We start from the raw sequence: 15,168 nt of genomic DNA, 5'->3' as shown, positions 1-15,168 counted from the left end.
TAATTAGGCCGCGGATTCTACCAGACCTTTTTAAACGCGCAAGCAGCGCTTCCCGTGGTTTACCCACATAAAAGCCCCTTTCATCAGAAAAACCCAACACACCAGCGTCCATGTGGGAGCTGGGCTTGCCCGCGATAGCGATATCTCAGGCACCCCATCTAGCGACTGACAAGCCGCCATCGCGGGCAAGCCCGGCTCCCACAGTTGAGCTGCCGTATTCCGAACAACGCGGGACACCCCCACAGCAGGTCTGCTAGGCTCCCGCCCCTGAGCCACCGCCTGCCTTTATATGAGACCCCCGCGTGCCCGACGCCATTTTGCGCCTAGCCCTGCCCTCGCCCCTGCGCCGCCTGTTCGACTACCGGGCCCCGGCTGGCGTGCTGCGGGCACAGTTGCAGCCAGGCATGCGCGTGCGCGTGCCGTTTGGTCGTCGGGAAATGATCGGCATCCTGATCGAAGTCGCCGATCACAGCGAAGTGCCCGCCGAAAAGCTCAAGCCGGCACTGGCTATTCTCGACGCCACGCCACCGCTGCCGCCCGCCTTGTTCAAACTGTGCCTGTGGACCGCCCAGTATTACCAGCACAGCCTGGGCGACACGCTGAGCTGGGCGCTGCCGGTGCTGTTGCGCCAGGGCGAACTGGCCGAAGCGCGCCAGGAACGCTTTTGGTCGATGGTGCCCGGTGCGCGCCTCGATGACCCGCGCATCGCCCGCGCCCCGCGCCAACGTGAAGCCCTGGCGACCCTGGCCCAACACCCACACGGCGTGGCCCATCAGCTATTAAGCAAGCTGATGCTGAGCAAGGACAGCCTCGACCTGCTGTTGGCCAAGGGCATGGTGCAGGTGGAAATCCGCAAGCACGCGCCGGACCCGCGCCACGAACACTGGCTGGCCCAGCCCGAACTGCCGCTGAACCCCGAGCAGCGCGCGGCGTATGAAGCCATTCGCGCCGGTTTCGACTGCTTTCATGCGTTTCTGTTGGCCGGCGTCACCGGCAGCGGCAAGACCGAAGTGTATTTGCAACTGATCCGCGAAACCCTGCAGGCCGGTAAACAGGCGCTGGTGTTGATCCCCGAGATCAACCTGGGCCCGCAAACCCTGGCGCGCTTCGAACAACGCTTTAACGCGCGCATCGCCCTGGTGCACTCGGCGGTCAACGACCGTGAGCGTTTGGAATCGTGGCTGGCGGCGCGGGACGGCGAGGCCGACATTATTATCGGCACCCGCTCGGCCCTGTTCACGCCCATGAAAAACCCCGGGCTGATCATCATCGACGAGGAGCACGACGGCTCCTATAAACAGCAAGAAGGCCTGCGCTACCACGCCCGTGACCTGGCGCTGGTGCGCGCACGCCAGGAAAACATCCCGATTGTGCTGGGCTCCGCCACGCCCTCGCTGGAAAGCCTGCACAACGCCTACACCGGCCGCTATGGGCTCCTGCGCTTGAATGAGCGGGCAGGCGGCGCCAAGCAACCACGCTTCCTGCGCCTGGATGTAAAAAGTCGCCCGCTGGACAGTGGGATTTCCGGGCCGATGCAACAGGCCATCGGCCAGACCCTTGCCGCCGGCCAGCAAGTGCTGGTGTTTCTCAACCGCCGGGGTTTTGCGCCGACGCTGCTGTGCCACGACTGCGGCTGGATGTCAGAGTGCGAACGCTGCGATGCGCGCATGACCGTGCACCAACGCTACGGCGAGTTGCGCTGCCACCACTGCGGCCATGTAGAGCGTGTGCCGCGCCACTGCCCGCAATGCGGCAAAGTCGACCTGCGCCCGGTAGGCGCGGGCACCGAGCGCGCCGAAGAGCGCTTGGGCATCCTGTTCCCGGATTACCCGGTGCTGCGGGTCGACCGCGACAGCACCTCGCGCAAAGACGCGATGAACCAGCTGTTTACCACCATCCAGAAAGGCCAGCCGTGCATTCTGGTCGGCACGCAGATGCTTGCCAAAGGGCATCACTTTCCACGCGTCACGCTGGTGTCGATCCTGGATGCCGACGGGGGCTTGTTCTCCGGGGACTTCCGCGCCAGCGAGCGCATGGCGCAGCTGATCGTGCAGGTCGCAGGCCGTGCCGGGCGCGCCGAAGAGCCAGGCAAAGTCATTATCCAAACTCACCTGGCCGACCACCCGCTACTGATACAGCTGACTGAACAAGGCTACTTTGCCTTTGCCGAACAAGCGCTTAGCGAACGCCGCTCCGCCGGCCTGCCGCCTTTCTCTCATCTGGCCCTGCTGCGGGCTGAAGCGCATAAACCGGGGCAGGCGGAAAGTTTTCTGGATGAGGCGTGCAGTGCCGCCGAACGTTTGCTGGGCGAACTGGGTCTGACCGGCATCGAATTGCTCGGCCCGGTGCCCGCCCCCATGGAACGTCGTGCCGGGCGCTACCGTGCTCAGCTACTCTTGCAGGCATCGTCCCGCGCACCGCTGCATCGGCTATTAAGTAGCTGGTTGCTTGCCCTGGAGCAAATGCCCAGTGGCCGCCAAGTGCGATGGTCGTTGGATGTGGACCCGGTAGATTTGTATTGACTGCAAAATCGCTATCGCAGGCAAGCCAGCTCCCACATTTTGAAATGTGAATACCCTTAAATGTGGGCGCGGGCTTGCCCGCGATGAGGCCCGCAGGTCTACCAACCCGTCTGAACGGTTGGCAAGCCCGCCCTCGCCACGGATAATGCCCAGTTTTTCCACCTGCGCATCGCGCGCCGCCGCTTGCGGTCGAAAGAGAACACCATGAAAGACACCATTCGCCAGCTGATCCAACAAGCCCTCACCCAACTCGTCAACGAAGGTGTGTTGCCTGAAGGCCTGACGCCGGCGATCCAGGTGGAAAACACCCGCGACAAGACCCACGGCGACTTCGCCAGCAACATCGCGATGATGCTGTCCAAGCCTGCGGGCATGAAGCCGCGCGACCTGGCGGAAAAAATCATCGCCGCGCTGCCGGTTGACGAGAGTGTCACCAAGGCTGAAATCGCCGGCCCTGGCTTCATCAACTTCTTCCAGAACACCCAGGCCCTGGCTTCGCGCCTGGACGCGGCCCTGGCCGACGCCAGCATTGGCGTGCGCAAGGCCGGCCCGTTGCAGCGCGTGGCCATCGACCTGTCGGCACCGAACCTGGCCAAAGAGATGCACGTCGGCCACTTGCGCTCGACCATCATTGGCGACGGCGTGGCGCGGGTGCTGGAGTTCCTGGGCGACGACGTGATCCGCCAGAACCACGTGGGCGACTGGGGCACGCAGTTCGGCATGCTGATGGCGTACCTGCAGGAAAACCCGATTACCAGCAACGAGCTGTCGGACCTGGAAAACTTCTACCGCGCCGCGAAGAAGCGCTTCGACGAATCCGAAGAGTTCGCCGACCGCGCCCGTGGCCTGGTGGTCAAGCTGCAAGCCGGTGACAAGGAATGCCTGGAACTGTGGGGCCGCTTCCGTGAGATCTCGCTGTCGCACTGCCAGGAAATCTACGAACTGCTCAACGTGAAACTGACCATGGCCGACGTGATGGGCGAAAGCGCCTACAACGACGACCTGATCAACGTGGTCAACGACCTCAAGGCCAAGGGCCTGCTGGTTGAGAGCAACGGCGCGCAGTGCGTGTTCCTCGAAGAATTCAAGACTGCCGACGGCGAGCCGCTGCCGGTGATCATCGTCAAGGCCGATGGCGGCTACCTCTACGCCACCACTGACCTGGCGGCCGTGCGCTACCGCAGCGGCGTGCTGAAAGCCGACCGCGCCCTGTATTTTGTCGACCAGCGCCAGGCCCTGCACTTCCAGCAGGTGTTTGAAGTGGCACGTCGCGCGGGCTTCGTCACCCACCCGATGCACATGGAGCATATGGGTTTCGGCACCATGAACGGCGCCGACGGCCGCCCGTTCAAGACCCGTGAAGGCGGCACCGTGAAGCTGATCGACCTGCTGAACGAAGCCCAGGAGCGTGCCTACAACCTGGTGAAGGAAAAGAACCCGGAACTGGCCGAGGCCGAGCTGCGCAACATCGCCCGAGTGGTGGGCATTGGCGCGGTGAAATACGCCGACCTGTCCAAGCACCGCACCAGCGACTACAGCTTCAACTTCGAGCTGATGCTGAACTTCGAAGGTAATACCGCGCCGTACCTGCTGTACGCCTACACCCGCGTGGCCGGTGTGTTCCGCAAGTTGGGCAAGGACTTCAGCGAAGTTGAAGGCCAGATCAATCTTGAAGCGCCGCATGAACAGGAACTGGCTGCCAAACTGGCGCAATTCGGCGAAGTGCTGAACAGCGTCGGCGAGAAAGGCACGCCGCATATCCTCTGCACCTATTTGTACGAAGTCGCCGGCCTGTTCTCCAGCTTCTACGAGAACTGCCCGATTCTCACTGCCGACGACGAAGCCCAAAAGCAAAGTCGCCTGCGCCTCGCCGCATTGGCTGGACGGACCCTCAAGCAAGGCCTGGAACTGTTAGGCCTGGAAACTCTGGAGCGTATGTAAGTTGGCTGCCAAGAAAAAACCTGCACCCAAGCGCGGCGCCAGCCGCTATCAGGCACCGGCGAAGAAACCTATTCCGGGCTGGCTATGGATGGCTATCGGCCTGGCGGTCGGCGCGTTTGTGGTGATTCTGATGAAGCTGGAGCCCGGCAAGGGCGACGACGTCAAACGCGCCAAGCAAGAGCAGCAGAAGGCCACGAAAATGGCCGAAGCCAACAAAACTGCGCCTAGCCCTACAGCACCGGTGAAGCCGAAATACGACTTCTATACGCTGCTGCCTGAATCGGAAGTGATCGTGCCGCCCGACGCCGTGCCGGAGAAAACCCTGCCGACGCCGCAAGTGCCGACCACGCCGGTGACCCCAGCGGAAGCCGCGAAAATCGACACGGCGCGTGCCCAGGCTGCGCTGGCCGGCATCACCCCGCCACCGCCGCCGCCCGTCGCGGCCACCAAGGCTGCGCCGGTGACCAAGTTCTTCCTGCAAGCGGGCTCGTTCCCGAAACAGGCGGATGCGGATCGCGTGCGGGCTCAGATCATTCTGTTGGGCCAAGCGGTGACGGTGGAGTCCGGCACAGTGAAGGACGCGACCTGGTATCGCGTACTGGTCGGGCCGTTCAGCAACCGCGAACAGCTGACCGTGGCGCAGAAACAATTGGCGGGAGCCGGCTTTAGTAACCTGTTGTTACAACAACGCCAGAGCCGCTGATTCTGAGAACACAGTAGGCCCCATGTGGGAGCGGGCTTGCTCGCGAATGCGGTAGATCAGTCACTATTTCCGGCGACTGACATACCGTATTCGCTAGCAAGCCCGCTCCCACATTTGGTTTCGGGGCGCTCTCAAAAATGTGTCAGACCAATAAACACCACTCGTCCGCCACACCCCCCTACGGTTGAAATCCCTCCCTCCACCCCCATATGAGTTTCCATCAGGGCATTTTCGCCCCGCTGCGTGGAGACTCCCCCTTGACCACCATCGTTTCAGTACGTCGCCACGGCAAAGTCGTCATGGGCGGCGACGGCCAGGTTTCCCTTGGCAACACCGTGATGAAAGGCAACGCCAAAAAAGTGCGTCGTCTGTACCACGGCCAGGTGCTCGCAGGCTTTGCCGGCGCCACCGCCGACGCCTTCACCCTTTTCGAGCGTTTTGAAGGGCAACTGGAAAAACACCAGGGCCACCTCGTTCGCGCCGCTGTCGAACTCGCCAAAGAATGGCGCACCGACCGTACCCTCAGCCGCCTGGAAGCCATGCTGGCAGTCGCCAACAAAGACGCGTCCTTGATCATCACCGGTAACGGCGATGTGGTTGAGCCTGAACATGGCCTGATCGCCATGGGTTCCGGCGGTGGCTACGCCCAAGCGGCAGCCAGCGCCTTGCTGAAGAAAACCGACCTGTCGGCCCGTGAAATCGTCGAGACCGCCTTGGGCATCGCCGGCGATATCTGCGTGTTCACCAACCACAACTTCACCATTGAGGAGCAGGACCTCGCCGAATAAGCCGTAGGCTTATTCCCGCTTGAGGCCGCCAAACACTATGTCCATGACTCCCCGCGAAATCGTCCATGAACTTAATCGCCATATCATCGGCCAGGACGATGCCAAGCGCGCCGTTGCCATTGCGCTGCGTAACCGCTGGCGCCGGATGCAACTGCCCGAAGAACTGCGCGTTGAAGTAACGCCGAAGAACATTCTGATGATCGGGCCGACCGGCGTCGGTAAAACCGAAATCGCCCGGCGCCTGGCCAAACTGGCCAACGCCCCGTTCATCAAGGTCGAAGCCACCAAGTTCACCGAAGTGGGCTATGTGGGCCGCGACGTTGAGTCGATCATTCGTGACCTGGCCGACGCCGCGCTGAAACTGCTGCGCGAACAGGAAATGACCAAGGTCAGCCATCGCGCCGAAGACGCCGCTGAAGAACGCATCCTCGATGCCTTGCTGCCGCCGGCACGCATGGGTTTCAACGAAGACGCCGCACCGGCCTCGGATTCCAATACCCGCCAGCTGTTCCGCAAGCGCCTGCGTGAAGGCCAACTGGACGACAAGGAAATCGAGATCGAAGTCGCCGAAGTGTCCGGCGTCGATATCTCCGCACCGCCTGGCATGGAAGAAATGACCAGCCAGTTGCAGAACCTGTTCGCCAACATGGGCAAGGGCAAGAAGAAAAGCCGCAAGCTCAAGGTGAAGGAAGCGCTGAAACTGGTGCGCGACGAAGAAGCCGGGCGCCTGGTCAATGAGGAAGAACTCAAGGCCAAGGCCCTGGAAGCGGTCGAGCAACACGGCATCGTGTTTATCGACGAGATCGACAAGGTGGCCAAGCGCGGCAACTCCGGTGGCGTCGATGTCTCGCGCGAAGGCGTACAACGCGACCTGTTGCCGCTGATCGAAGGCTGCACCGTGAACACCAAGCTGGGCATGGTCAAGACCGACCACATCCTGTTCATCGCCTCGGGTGCATTCCACCTGAGCAAGCCAAGCGACCTGGTGCCGGAGCTGCAAGGCCGCCTGCCGATTCGCGTGGAACTCAAGGCGCTGACCCCGGGCGACTTCGAACGTATCCTCAGCGAGCCACACGCTTCGCTCACCGAGCAATACCGTGAGCTGCTGAAAACCGAAGGCCTGGCCATCGAGTTCCTGCCAGACGGCATCAAGCGCCTGGCGGAGATCGCCTGGCAGGTCAACGAGAAGACCGAGAACATCGGTGCCCGTCGCCTGCATACCCTGCTTGAGCGCTTGCTGGAGGAAGTGTCCTTCAGCGCCGGCGACATGGCAGGCTTGCAGAATGGCGAAGCGATCAAGATCGACGCTGAGTACGTCAACAGCCACCTGGGCGAATTGGCGCAGAACGAAGATCTGTCGCGCTACATTCTGTAGAGCTCAAGCTGTAAGCTACAAGCGGCAAGTTGATCGCGTTCAACTTGAAGCTTGTAGCTTGCAGCCCAAGGTCTCCCACATGTTGAAATTTCCCACTGCTGTAAATCTCCACAAAACCTCCAACACCCTCGGCCTCACCTACGGGCCCGACGAGGTCTACCAGCTCCCCGCCGAACTGCTGCGCACCCACTCGCCTTCCGCCGAGGTCCAGGGGCACGGCAAACCCATCCTGCAATTCGGCAAACTCAACGTCCGGTTGATCAAGATAGAACCGGCCGGTCAGTACGCACTGAAATTGACCTTCGACGACGGGCATGACAGCGGACTGTTCACCTGGGACTACCTCTACCAACTGGCTGTGCGCCAGGAAGCGCTGTGGGCCGACTATCTTGCTGAACTCAAAGCCGCCGGTAAAACCCGCGATCCGAGTGAGTCGGTCGTGCGGCTGATGCTCTAGCCCAGGCTTCTTGCTCTTTAGAGGGCATTTTCTAATTTCATCTGCTTGAATGCCCTGTCGCGTGGCCAACGATTGGCCCGCTTGCGAAAAAAATTAAACTCGGGTAACCAATGGAACTGGCAAGTTCCCTGCATTTAACGATGCGGTATTTACGGTCACCCGAGTCGCAGTACCAGGCTGGTGTCGTGTATCGAAATTGGGTGCGCAGCAATCGCCGGTACTCGTCTTTCGGACAATGGAGCGTCGTAGATGAGTAACAAGAATAACGATGACTTGAAACGCCAGGCCTCGGAAAACACCCTGGGGCTGAACCCGATCATCGCGTTACGCAAAAAGGACTTATTAGCCTCGGCGAAGATGGTGCTGACCCAAGCCATCAAGCAACCGTTGCACAGCGTCAAGCACGTCGCCCACTTTGGCATCGAATTGAAGAATGTGATGTTCGGCAAATCCGCGCTGGTGCCCGAAAGCGACGACCGCCGCTTCCACGACCCGGCCTGGAGCCAGAACCCGCTCTATAAACGTTATCTGCAAACCTACCTGGCGTGGCGCAAGGAACTGCACGACTGGATCGGCGACAGCAACCTGTCGGAACAGGACATCAGCCGCGGCCACTTCGTGATCAACCTGATGACCGAAGCCATGGCCCCCACCAACAGTGCGGCCAACCCGGCGGCGGTCAAACGCTTCTTTGAAACCGGCGGTAAAAGCCTGCTCGATGGCCTGTCCCATCTGGCCAAGGACATGGTGCACAACGGCGGCATGCCGAGCCAGGTCAACATGGGTGCCTTTGAAGTGGGCAAGACCCTGGGCACCACCGAAGGCGCGGTAGTCTTTCGCAACGATGTACTGGAGCTGATCCAGTACAAGCCCATCACCGAACAGGTACACGAGCGCCCACTGCTGGTGGTACCGCCGCAGATCAACAAATTCTATGTGTTCGACCTGAGCCCGGAGAAGAGCCTGGCGCGCTTCTGCCTGCGTAATGGCCTGCAGACGTTTATCGTCAGTTGGCGCAACCCGACCAAGGCCCAGCGCGAGTGGGGCCTGTCGACCTATATCGAGGCGCTCAAGGAAGCGGTCGATGTGGTCACGGCGATTACCGGCAGCAAAGACATCAACATGCTCGGCGCCTGCTCCGGCGGCATCACCTGCACTGCGCTGCTGGGCCACTACGCCGCGCTGGGAGAAAAGAAGGTCAACGCCCTCACCCTGCTGGTGAGCGTGCTGGACACGACCCTCGACACCCAGGTGGCGCTGTTCGTCGACGAACAGACCCTGGAGGCGGCCAAGCGCCACTCCTACCAGGCCGGTGTGCTGGAAGGCCGCGACATGGCCAAAGTGTTTGCCTGGATGCGCCCCAACGACCTGATCTGGAACTACTGGGTCAATAACTACCTGCTGGGCAACGAGCCGCCGGTGTTCGACATCCTGTTCTGGAACAATGACACCACGCGCTTGCCGGCTGCCTTCCATGGCGACTTGATCGAGCTGTTCAAGAACAACCCGCTGGTGCGCGCCAACGCCCTGGAAGTGTGCGGCACGCCGATCGACCTCAAGCAGGTCACCGCCGACATCTACTCCCTGGCCGGCACCAACGACCACATCACGCCATGGCAGTCCTGCTACAAGTCGGCGCAGCTGTTTGGTGGCAAGGTCGAGTTTGTGTTGTCCAGCAGCGGGCATATCCAGAGCATCCTCAACCCGCCTGGCAACCCCAAGGCGCGTTATCAGACCAGCGATGGGCTGGCGGGCAAGGCGCTGGAGTGGCAGGAAAATGCGACCAAGCACACCGATTCCTGGTGGCTGCACTGGCAGGCATGGCAGGCAGAGCGGGCGGGAAAAATGAAGAAAGCACCTACAAGTTTGGGTAACAAAGCCTATGCCGCAGCTGAGGCTGCGCCGGGTACTTATGTGCATGAAAGATAAAAAATTGTGTGATTGAAATGAGATCGATGTGGGAGCTGGCTTGCCTGCGATGGCAATCTATCAGTCACCTGCTTGCTAGCTGATCCACCGCTATCGCAGGCAAGCCAGCTCCCACATAGACCGAGTTCCTACAGATAAGTAGCGCCACTCCACAGGGCTTGAGCATGCCGCAACCGTTCATCTTCCGTACCATCGACCTGGATGGCCAGACCATCCGCACGGCGGTGCGCCCGGGCAAGCCTCACTTGACGCCGCTGCTGATCTTCAACGGCATCGGCGCCAACCTTGAGCTGGTGTTTCCGTTCGTCCAGGCGCTGGACCCGGACCTGGAAGTGATCGCCTTCGATGTGCCGGGCGTGGGCGGCTCCTCGACGCCCAAACGGCCCTATCGATTTCCCGGATTAGCCAAACTTACCGCGCGCATGCTCGATTACCTGGACTATGGCCAGGTGAATGCGGTGGGTGTTTCCTGGGGCGGGGCACTGGCGCAACAGTTTGCGTATGACTACCCGGAGCGCTGCAAAAAACTGATCCTCGCAGCCACCGCTGCCGGTGCATTCATGGTGCCGGGCAAGCCGAAGGTACTGTGGCTCATGGCCAGCCCCCGGCGTTATATCCAGCCGTCCCATGTGGTGCGCATTGCGCCAATGATTTATGGCGGCTCGTTCCGCCGCGATTCAAAACTGGCCGCCGAGCACGCCAGCAAAGTGCGCTCGGCCGGCAAGCTGGGTTACTACTGGCAGCTGTTCGCGGGGCTGGGCTGGACCAGCATTCACTGGCTGCACAAAATCCGCCAACCCACCCTGGTGCTGGCGGGGGACGACGACCCGCTGATCCCGCTGATCAACATGCGCATGCTCGCCTGGCGCATTCCCAACGCACAGTTGCACATCATCGATGACGGCCACTTGTTCCTGATCACCCGGGCCGAAGCCGTGGCGCCGATCATCATGAAGTTTCTCGAGGAGGAGCGCCTGCGGGCTGTGATTCACCCGCGACCGGCGGTGTAAGGACTGCACCGCCGCGCAACTTGCCGAGAACCGACTATGGTTCTGAATTGGCGTGCCTGTTGTTGCCTTGACGAAGGAGTGTTGGCTCATGCGAGAAAGACCCGTGACGAACCCGGCGCCCATCCCTGCCGCGTTCATCAATGCGCAAAATGCGATTACCGGCCTCAGGGGGCGGGATCTGCTGGCGACCCTGCGCAGCGTTGCAGCTCACGGCTTGCGCAACCCGGTGCATACCGCGCGTCATGCGCTGGCACTGGGCGGTCAGCTGGGCCGCGTCTTACTGGGCGAAACCGTGCACGAGCCCAACCCTAACGACGCGCGCTTTATCGACCCCACCTGGAAGCTCAACCCGCTGTATCGACGCAGCCTGCAAGCCTATTTGAGCTGGCAGAAACAGACCCGCCACTGGATCGATGACAGCGCCTTGAGCGCGGATGACCGAGCCCGTGCGCACTTCGCCTTCGCCTTGCTCAACGATGCTGTCTCGCCCTCCAATACGCTGCTCAACCCGCTGGCCATCAAGGAGTTGCTCAACTCAGGCGGCAACAGTGTGGTGCGCGGCGCGAGCAATCTGTTTAACGACTTGCTGCACAACAATGGCCTGCCAAGCCAGGTCAGCAAACACGCGTTTGAAGTGGGCAAGACCGTCGCCACTACTCCGGGCTCAGTGGTGTTTCGCAACGAGCTATTGGAGCTGATCCAATACAAGCCGATGAGCGAAAAACAGTACGCCAAGCCCCTGCTGATCGTGCCGCCGCAAATCAACAAGTACTACATTTTCGACCTCAGCCCGGCCAACAGCTTTGTGCAGTACGCCCTGAAAAACGGCCTGCAGACCTTTATGGTCAGCTGGCGCAACCCGGATGTGCGTCACCGCGAATGGGGCCTGTCCACCTACGTAGCGGCGCTGGAAGAAGCGTTGAATGTGTGCCGGGCGATCACTGGCGCCCGCGAGGTCAACCTGATGGGGGCTTGCGCCGGCGGCCTGACCATCGCCGCGCTGCAGGGCCACCTGCAAGCCAAGCGCCAGCTGCGGCGCATTTCCAGCGCCAGTTACCTGGTGAGCCTGCTGGACAGCCAGATCGACAGCCCCGCCACGCTGTTCGCCGATGAACAAACCCTGGAAGCCGCCAAGCGCCGCTCCTACCAGCAAGGCGTGCTGGACGGTCGCGACATGGCCAAGGTGTTTGCCTGGATGCGCCCCAACGACTTGATCTGGAACTACTGGATCAACAACTACCTGCTGGGCAAGGAACCGCCAGCGTTCGACATCCTGTACTGGAACAACGACAACACGCGGCTTCCCGCCGCGCTGCATGGCGATTTGCTGGACTTCTTCAAGCACAACCCGTTGAGCCATCCCGGCGGCCTGGAAGTGTGCGGCACGCCTATCGATTTGCAGAAGGTCACGGTGGACAGCTTCAGCGTGGCCGGGATTAACGACCACATCACACCGTGGGACGCGGTGTATCGCTCCACACAATTGCTGGGCGGCGAGCGACGCTTCGTACTGTCCAACAGCGGGCATATCCAGAGCATCCTCAACCCACCGGGCAACCCCAAGGCCAACTACGTCGAAAACCCCAAGCTGAGCAGCGACCCACGCGCCTGGTACTACGACGCCAACCACGTCGAAGGCAGCTGGTGGCCGCAGTGGCTGGAGTGGGTTCAACAACGCTCCGGCGTACAACGCGAAACCCTGACCGCCCTGGGCAACCAGAATTACCCACCGATGGAAGCGGCGCCGGGCACTTATGTGCGAGTGCGCTGAGCTCAACGATCACATTAAGAAGACTGGATGAAGACCCGCGACCGTATCCTTGAATGTGCCCTGCTGTTGTTCAACCACAAGGGCGAACCGAACGTGTCGACCATGGAGGTGGCCAATGAAATGGGGATAAGCCCCGGCAACCTCTACTACCATTTCCATGGCAAGGAACCGTTGGTGCTCGGGCTGTTCGAGCGTTTTCAGAACGAACTGGCACCGCTGCTCGACCCACCGGCAGATGCGCAGTTGAGGGCCGAGGACTATTGGTTATTCCTGCACCTGATCGTCGAGCGCATGGCCCATTACCGGTTTCTGTTTCAGGACCTGTCGAACCTTGCAGGACGCCTGCCGAAGCTGGCCAAGGGCATTCGTAATTTGCTGACGGCGCTCAAGCGAACACTGGCTTCATTACTGGCGCGACTCAAGGCGGCGGGGCAGTTGGTCAGTGATACCCAGGCGCTGGGGCAACTGGTGGAGCAAATCACCATGACCTTGCTGTTTTCGCTGGATTACCAGCGGATTCTGGACCGTGAAGGGGAAGTGCGGGTGGTGGTGTACCAGATCATGATGCTGGTGGCGCCGCATCTGCTGTTGCCGGCGCGACAGGCGACCGAGAAGTTCGCACTGAAATACTTGGATGATCTGGATTGAACATGTGGGAGCGGGCTTGCCCGCGATAGCGGTGGATCAGCCAATTTCAATGTGACTGACACTGCGCCATCGCGGGCAAGCCCGCTCCCACATTGAATTTGAGGTGTTCATAAAGTCGCAAAAAAACGCCCGACCTTCGCAGGCCGGGCGTTTTTTTTGCCCTGAAAAAATCAGGACTGACTGGATGGCGTCGGGGTTGCCGGCGTTACAGTCGGGGCAGTAGCAGCGTGCGTCGGCGCGGAGACCGAGTTGGCTGTCGAAGCGGTTGGCGCTGGCGTTGCAGGCTTGGCCGCGATGGCAGGCTTTGGCGCTGCTGGCTTTTTCGCTACAGTGGGCTTCTTGGCGGCGGCTGGTTTTGCCGCTGGCTTGGCAGCCACAGGTTTTGCCGTTGCCGCTTTTGCTGCAGCAGGCTTGGCAGCTGGTTTTGCCGCTGCGGTTTTAGCTGCTGGCTTCGCGGCGGGTTTTGCGACCGCCTTGGCTGCAGGTTTAGCCGCTGGCTTGGCAGCTGCTTTAGCGGCCACTGGCTTAGCCGCAGACTTGGCGGCCGGTTTGGCAGCAGCGGTTTTCGCCGCGGGCTTGGCAGCCGCTTTAGCCGCAGGTTTGGCAGCCGCTTTAACCAGAGGCTTGGCCGCTGTTTTCACAGCCGGTTTGGCGGCGGCGGTTTTGGCGGCAGGCTTGGCAGCGGGTTTAGCCGCGGCGGTTTTAGCCGGGGCCACTTTAGCGCCGGTGAGCTTTTCGATTTGCTTGGTCAGGGTATCGACCTTGCCGTGCAGCGTTTTCAACTCCGCTTTGCTGGGCACGCCCAATCGCGAAATAGCACTGTTGAGACGCTTGTCGAAAGTCTCTTCCAACTTGCCCCATGTATCCGAAATACTTGATTTGGCAGAACCGGCGCTCGCTTTTGCCGCCTCTACTTTTTTACCGACTGTGCTCTTGGTCAACTTTTCGGCCTTCTCGCCGTCCTTGACCAAAGTCTCGAAGTATTTGCCGCCGTCACTGCTAACCTTCGAGTACACGCCTAAACCAGCAAGCCAGATTTTACGGGAATATTTTTCAACTTCCCCGATCCACGAGCTGCCTTCTTTCTGAGTCGTCTTTTTAACAGCCATCCCGATGTCTCCTTAGTGTTTACGCGCGACACGTTCTAGCAATGCCGTCAGCTCTTCGAGCTTAGCAGAGAGTGTCTCAACGTCATGTTTAGACGCAATGCCGATCCGATTCAAGGCACTTGCAACACGCGTGTCAAAAGCTTTTTCAACTTTATCCAGTTGAACTTCAACCAGGCCTTTGACGCTTGAGACATTACTCTTTACTTGGTCAATCTGACTGTTGGCGGCATCAAGTTGTTCAACCACAACTTTTTTGCCTTTACTTTCAACATGTTGACCGGTCTTAACCAGCTCTTTGAAGTACTCGGTACCCTCGCTGCCGACCTTGGCATAGGCACCAAGGCCCGCCAGCCAGATCTTGCGGGCATAGCTTTTAACGTCACTCAGGGCGGTAGACTGAACGTCGATTTTTTTCTTCAAAATAACTTTGGCCATGGTGCACCTCACGCAGATTAGGGTCGAGGAACGGCCCGCAGGAGTTGAGGGCTTGGGCACAAAGTAGGGTGAAAAATTAGAATCGGCACCCTAAGAACACAGCGATCAGGCCAATGCCTTATCCAGGGCTTTCTCGATTTCAGACTTGATAGTGCCACTCATGGCCGACATCAACAGTCCCAGTTCCACATCAATGCGCAACGAATCATCCGCAACCAACACGGTGCCTTTAACCCCCGAACGCTTGAGGTTCAAGGTATCGCCGGACCACGACGGCTCCAGGCCGTATTGCTCCTTGAGTTTGTTCGCCAACTTCTCGGCCTTCGCGCGCGCGCCGTCCTTACCCAGGGTGTGTGCACGTTCAACGGTAATACGGGCCATTGCTATGACTCCTCTTTATTGCGACTGGAACACCTGCCATGCGGCAAAAGGTCTCGGTGACCGTCTATCTTACCTTCAGCCTTGCCAAGACAAAGCAGG

General features: G+C 60.3%; 13 protein-coding genes. 10 read left to right on the top strand and 3 right to left on the bottom strand.

Annotation, left to right across the window (positions count from 1 at the left end; genetic code table 11):
* Window positions 1-302: 302 nt before the first annotated feature.
* From A7J50_RS01950 to A7J50_RS01905, 10 genes are all read left to right on the top strand, one after another.
* Window positions 303-2,522 (top strand): primosomal protein N', encoded by a 2,220-nt coding sequence (locus A7J50_RS01950; RefSeq protein WP_064450302.1) that lies wholly within the window; start codon window positions 303-305, stop codon window positions 2,520-2,522.
* Between the two features lie 204 nt (window positions 2,523-2,726).
* Window positions 2,727-4,463, top strand: coding sequence for an arginine--tRNA ligase (gene argS / locus A7J50_RS01945; RefSeq protein ID WP_064450301.1), 1,737 nt, complete (start codon window positions 2,727-2,729; stop codon window positions 4,461-4,463).
* 1 nt (window position 4,464) lies between these two features.
* Window positions 4,465-5,166, top strand: coding sequence for an SPOR domain-containing protein (locus A7J50_RS01940; protein WP_064450300.1), 702 nt, complete (start codon window positions 4,465-4,467; stop codon window positions 5,164-5,166).
* Window positions 5,167-5,423: 257 nt separating this feature from the next.
* Window positions 5,424-5,954 (top strand): ATP-dependent protease subunit HslV, encoded by a 531-nt coding sequence (gene hslV, locus A7J50_RS01935; protein ID WP_064450299.1) that lies wholly within the window; start codon window positions 5,424-5,426, stop codon window positions 5,952-5,954.
* A gap of 37 nt (window positions 5,955-5,991) precedes the next feature.
* Entirely contained in the window at window positions 5,992-7,329 is a 1,338-nt protein-coding gene (gene hslU, locus A7J50_RS01930; RefSeq protein WP_064450298.1) for an ATP-dependent protease ATPase subunit HslU, read from the top strand.
* 79 nt (window positions 7,330-7,408) lie between these two features.
* Window positions 7,409-7,786 (top strand): gamma-butyrobetaine hydroxylase-like domain-containing protein, encoded by a 378-nt coding sequence (locus tag A7J50_RS01925; RefSeq protein WP_064450297.1) that lies wholly within the window; start codon window positions 7,409-7,411, stop codon window positions 7,784-7,786.
* Window positions 7,787-8,035: 249 nt separating this feature from the next.
* Complete coding sequence (phaC, locus tag A7J50_RS01920) at window positions 8,036-9,715, top strand: class II poly(R)-hydroxyalkanoic acid synthase (protein WP_064450296.1); 1,680 nt, start codon at window positions 8,036-8,038, stop codon at window positions 9,713-9,715.
* A gap of 164 nt (window positions 9,716-9,879) precedes the next feature.
* Window positions 9,880-10,725 (top strand): poly(3-hydroxyalkanoate) depolymerase, encoded by an 846-nt coding sequence (gene phaZ / locus A7J50_RS01915; protein ID WP_053253943.1) that lies wholly within the window; start codon window positions 9,880-9,882, stop codon window positions 10,723-10,725.
* Between the two features lie 88 nt (window positions 10,726-10,813).
* Window positions 10,814-12,496 carry a class II poly(R)-hydroxyalkanoic acid synthase gene (phaC, locus tag A7J50_RS01910; protein ID WP_064450295.1) on the top strand — a complete coding sequence of 561 codons (1,683 nt, stop codon included), beginning with the start codon at window positions 10,814-10,816 and terminating at the stop codon, window positions 12,494-12,496.
* A 27-nt stretch (window positions 12,497-12,523) separates the two neighbouring features.
* Window positions 12,524-13,144, top strand: a complete 621-nt coding sequence (locus tag A7J50_RS01905; protein WP_064450294.1) for a TetR/AcrR family transcriptional regulator — start codon at window positions 12,524-12,526, stop codon at window positions 13,142-13,144.
* Window positions 13,145-13,314: 170 nt separating this feature from the next.
* On the opposite strand, the gene A7J50_RS01900 is transcribed toward A7J50_RS01905, so the two are convergent.
* The 3 genes from A7J50_RS01900 to A7J50_RS01890 all read right to left on the bottom strand — a co-directional run bounded on the left by A7J50_RS01900 (window position 13,315) and on the right by A7J50_RS01890 (window position 15,069).
* Window positions 13,315-14,253, bottom strand: coding sequence for a phasin family protein (locus tag A7J50_RS01900; protein ID WP_064450293.1), 939 nt, complete (start codon window positions 14,251-14,253; stop codon window positions 13,315-13,317).
* 12 nt (window positions 14,254-14,265) lie between these two features.
* Window positions 14,266-14,688, bottom strand: coding sequence for a phasin family protein (locus tag A7J50_RS01895; RefSeq protein WP_064450292.1), 423 nt, complete (start codon window positions 14,686-14,688; stop codon window positions 14,266-14,268).
* A gap of 105 nt (window positions 14,689-14,793) precedes the next feature.
* Window positions 14,794-15,069: a polyhydroxyalkanoic acid system family protein gene (locus tag A7J50_RS01890; RefSeq protein WP_053253938.1), complete on the bottom strand. Its 276-nt coding sequence runs from the start codon at window positions 15,067-15,069 to the stop codon at window positions 14,794-14,796.
* Window positions 15,070-15,168 lie beyond the last annotated feature (99 nt).

The organism is Pseudomonas antarctica, from assembly GCF_001647715.1.
GTDB classification, from domain to species: Bacteria; Pseudomonadota; Gammaproteobacteria; order Pseudomonadales; family Pseudomonadaceae; genus Aquipseudomonas; species Aquipseudomonas antarctica_A.
Note: the sequence above shows the minus strand (reverse complement) of the source record. Positions and strands in the feature narration are given on the sequence as shown.

Coding starts and splice junctions, on each gene's coding strand:
- argS (WP_064450301.1), top strand. CDS start 2,727: ATGAAAGACACCATTCGCCAGCTGATCCAACAAGCCCTCACCCAACTC.
- hslU (WP_064450298.1), top strand. CDS start 5,992: ATGTCCATGACTCCCCGCGAAATCGTCCATGAACTTAATCGCCATATC.
- A7J50_RS01925 (WP_064450297.1), top strand. CDS start 7,409: ATGTTGAAATTTCCCACTGCTGTAAATCTCCACAAAACCTCCAACACC.
- phaC (WP_064450296.1), top strand. CDS start 8,036: ATGAGTAACAAGAATAACGATGACTTGAAACGCCAGGCCTCGGAAAAC.
- phaZ (WP_053253943.1), top strand. CDS start 9,880: ATGCCGCAACCGTTCATCTTCCGTACCATCGACCTGGATGGCCAGACC.
- phaC (WP_064450295.1), top strand. CDS start 10,814: ATGCGAGAAAGACCCGTGACGAACCCGGCGCCCATCCCTGCCGCGTTC.
- A7J50_RS01905 (WP_064450294.1), top strand. CDS start 12,524: ATGAAGACCCGCGACCGTATCCTTGAATGTGCCCTGCTGTTGTTCAAC.
- A7J50_RS01900 (WP_064450293.1), bottom strand. CDS start 14,253: ATGGCTGTTAAAAAGACGACTCAGAAAGAAGGCAGCTCGTGGATCGGG.
- A7J50_RS01895 (WP_064450292.1), bottom strand. CDS start 14,688: ATGGCCAAAGTTATTTTGAAGAAAAAAATCGACGTTCAGTCTACCGCC.
- A7J50_RS01890 (WP_053253938.1), bottom strand. CDS start 15,069: ATGGCCCGTATTACCGTTGAACGTGCACACACCCTGGGTAAGGACGGC.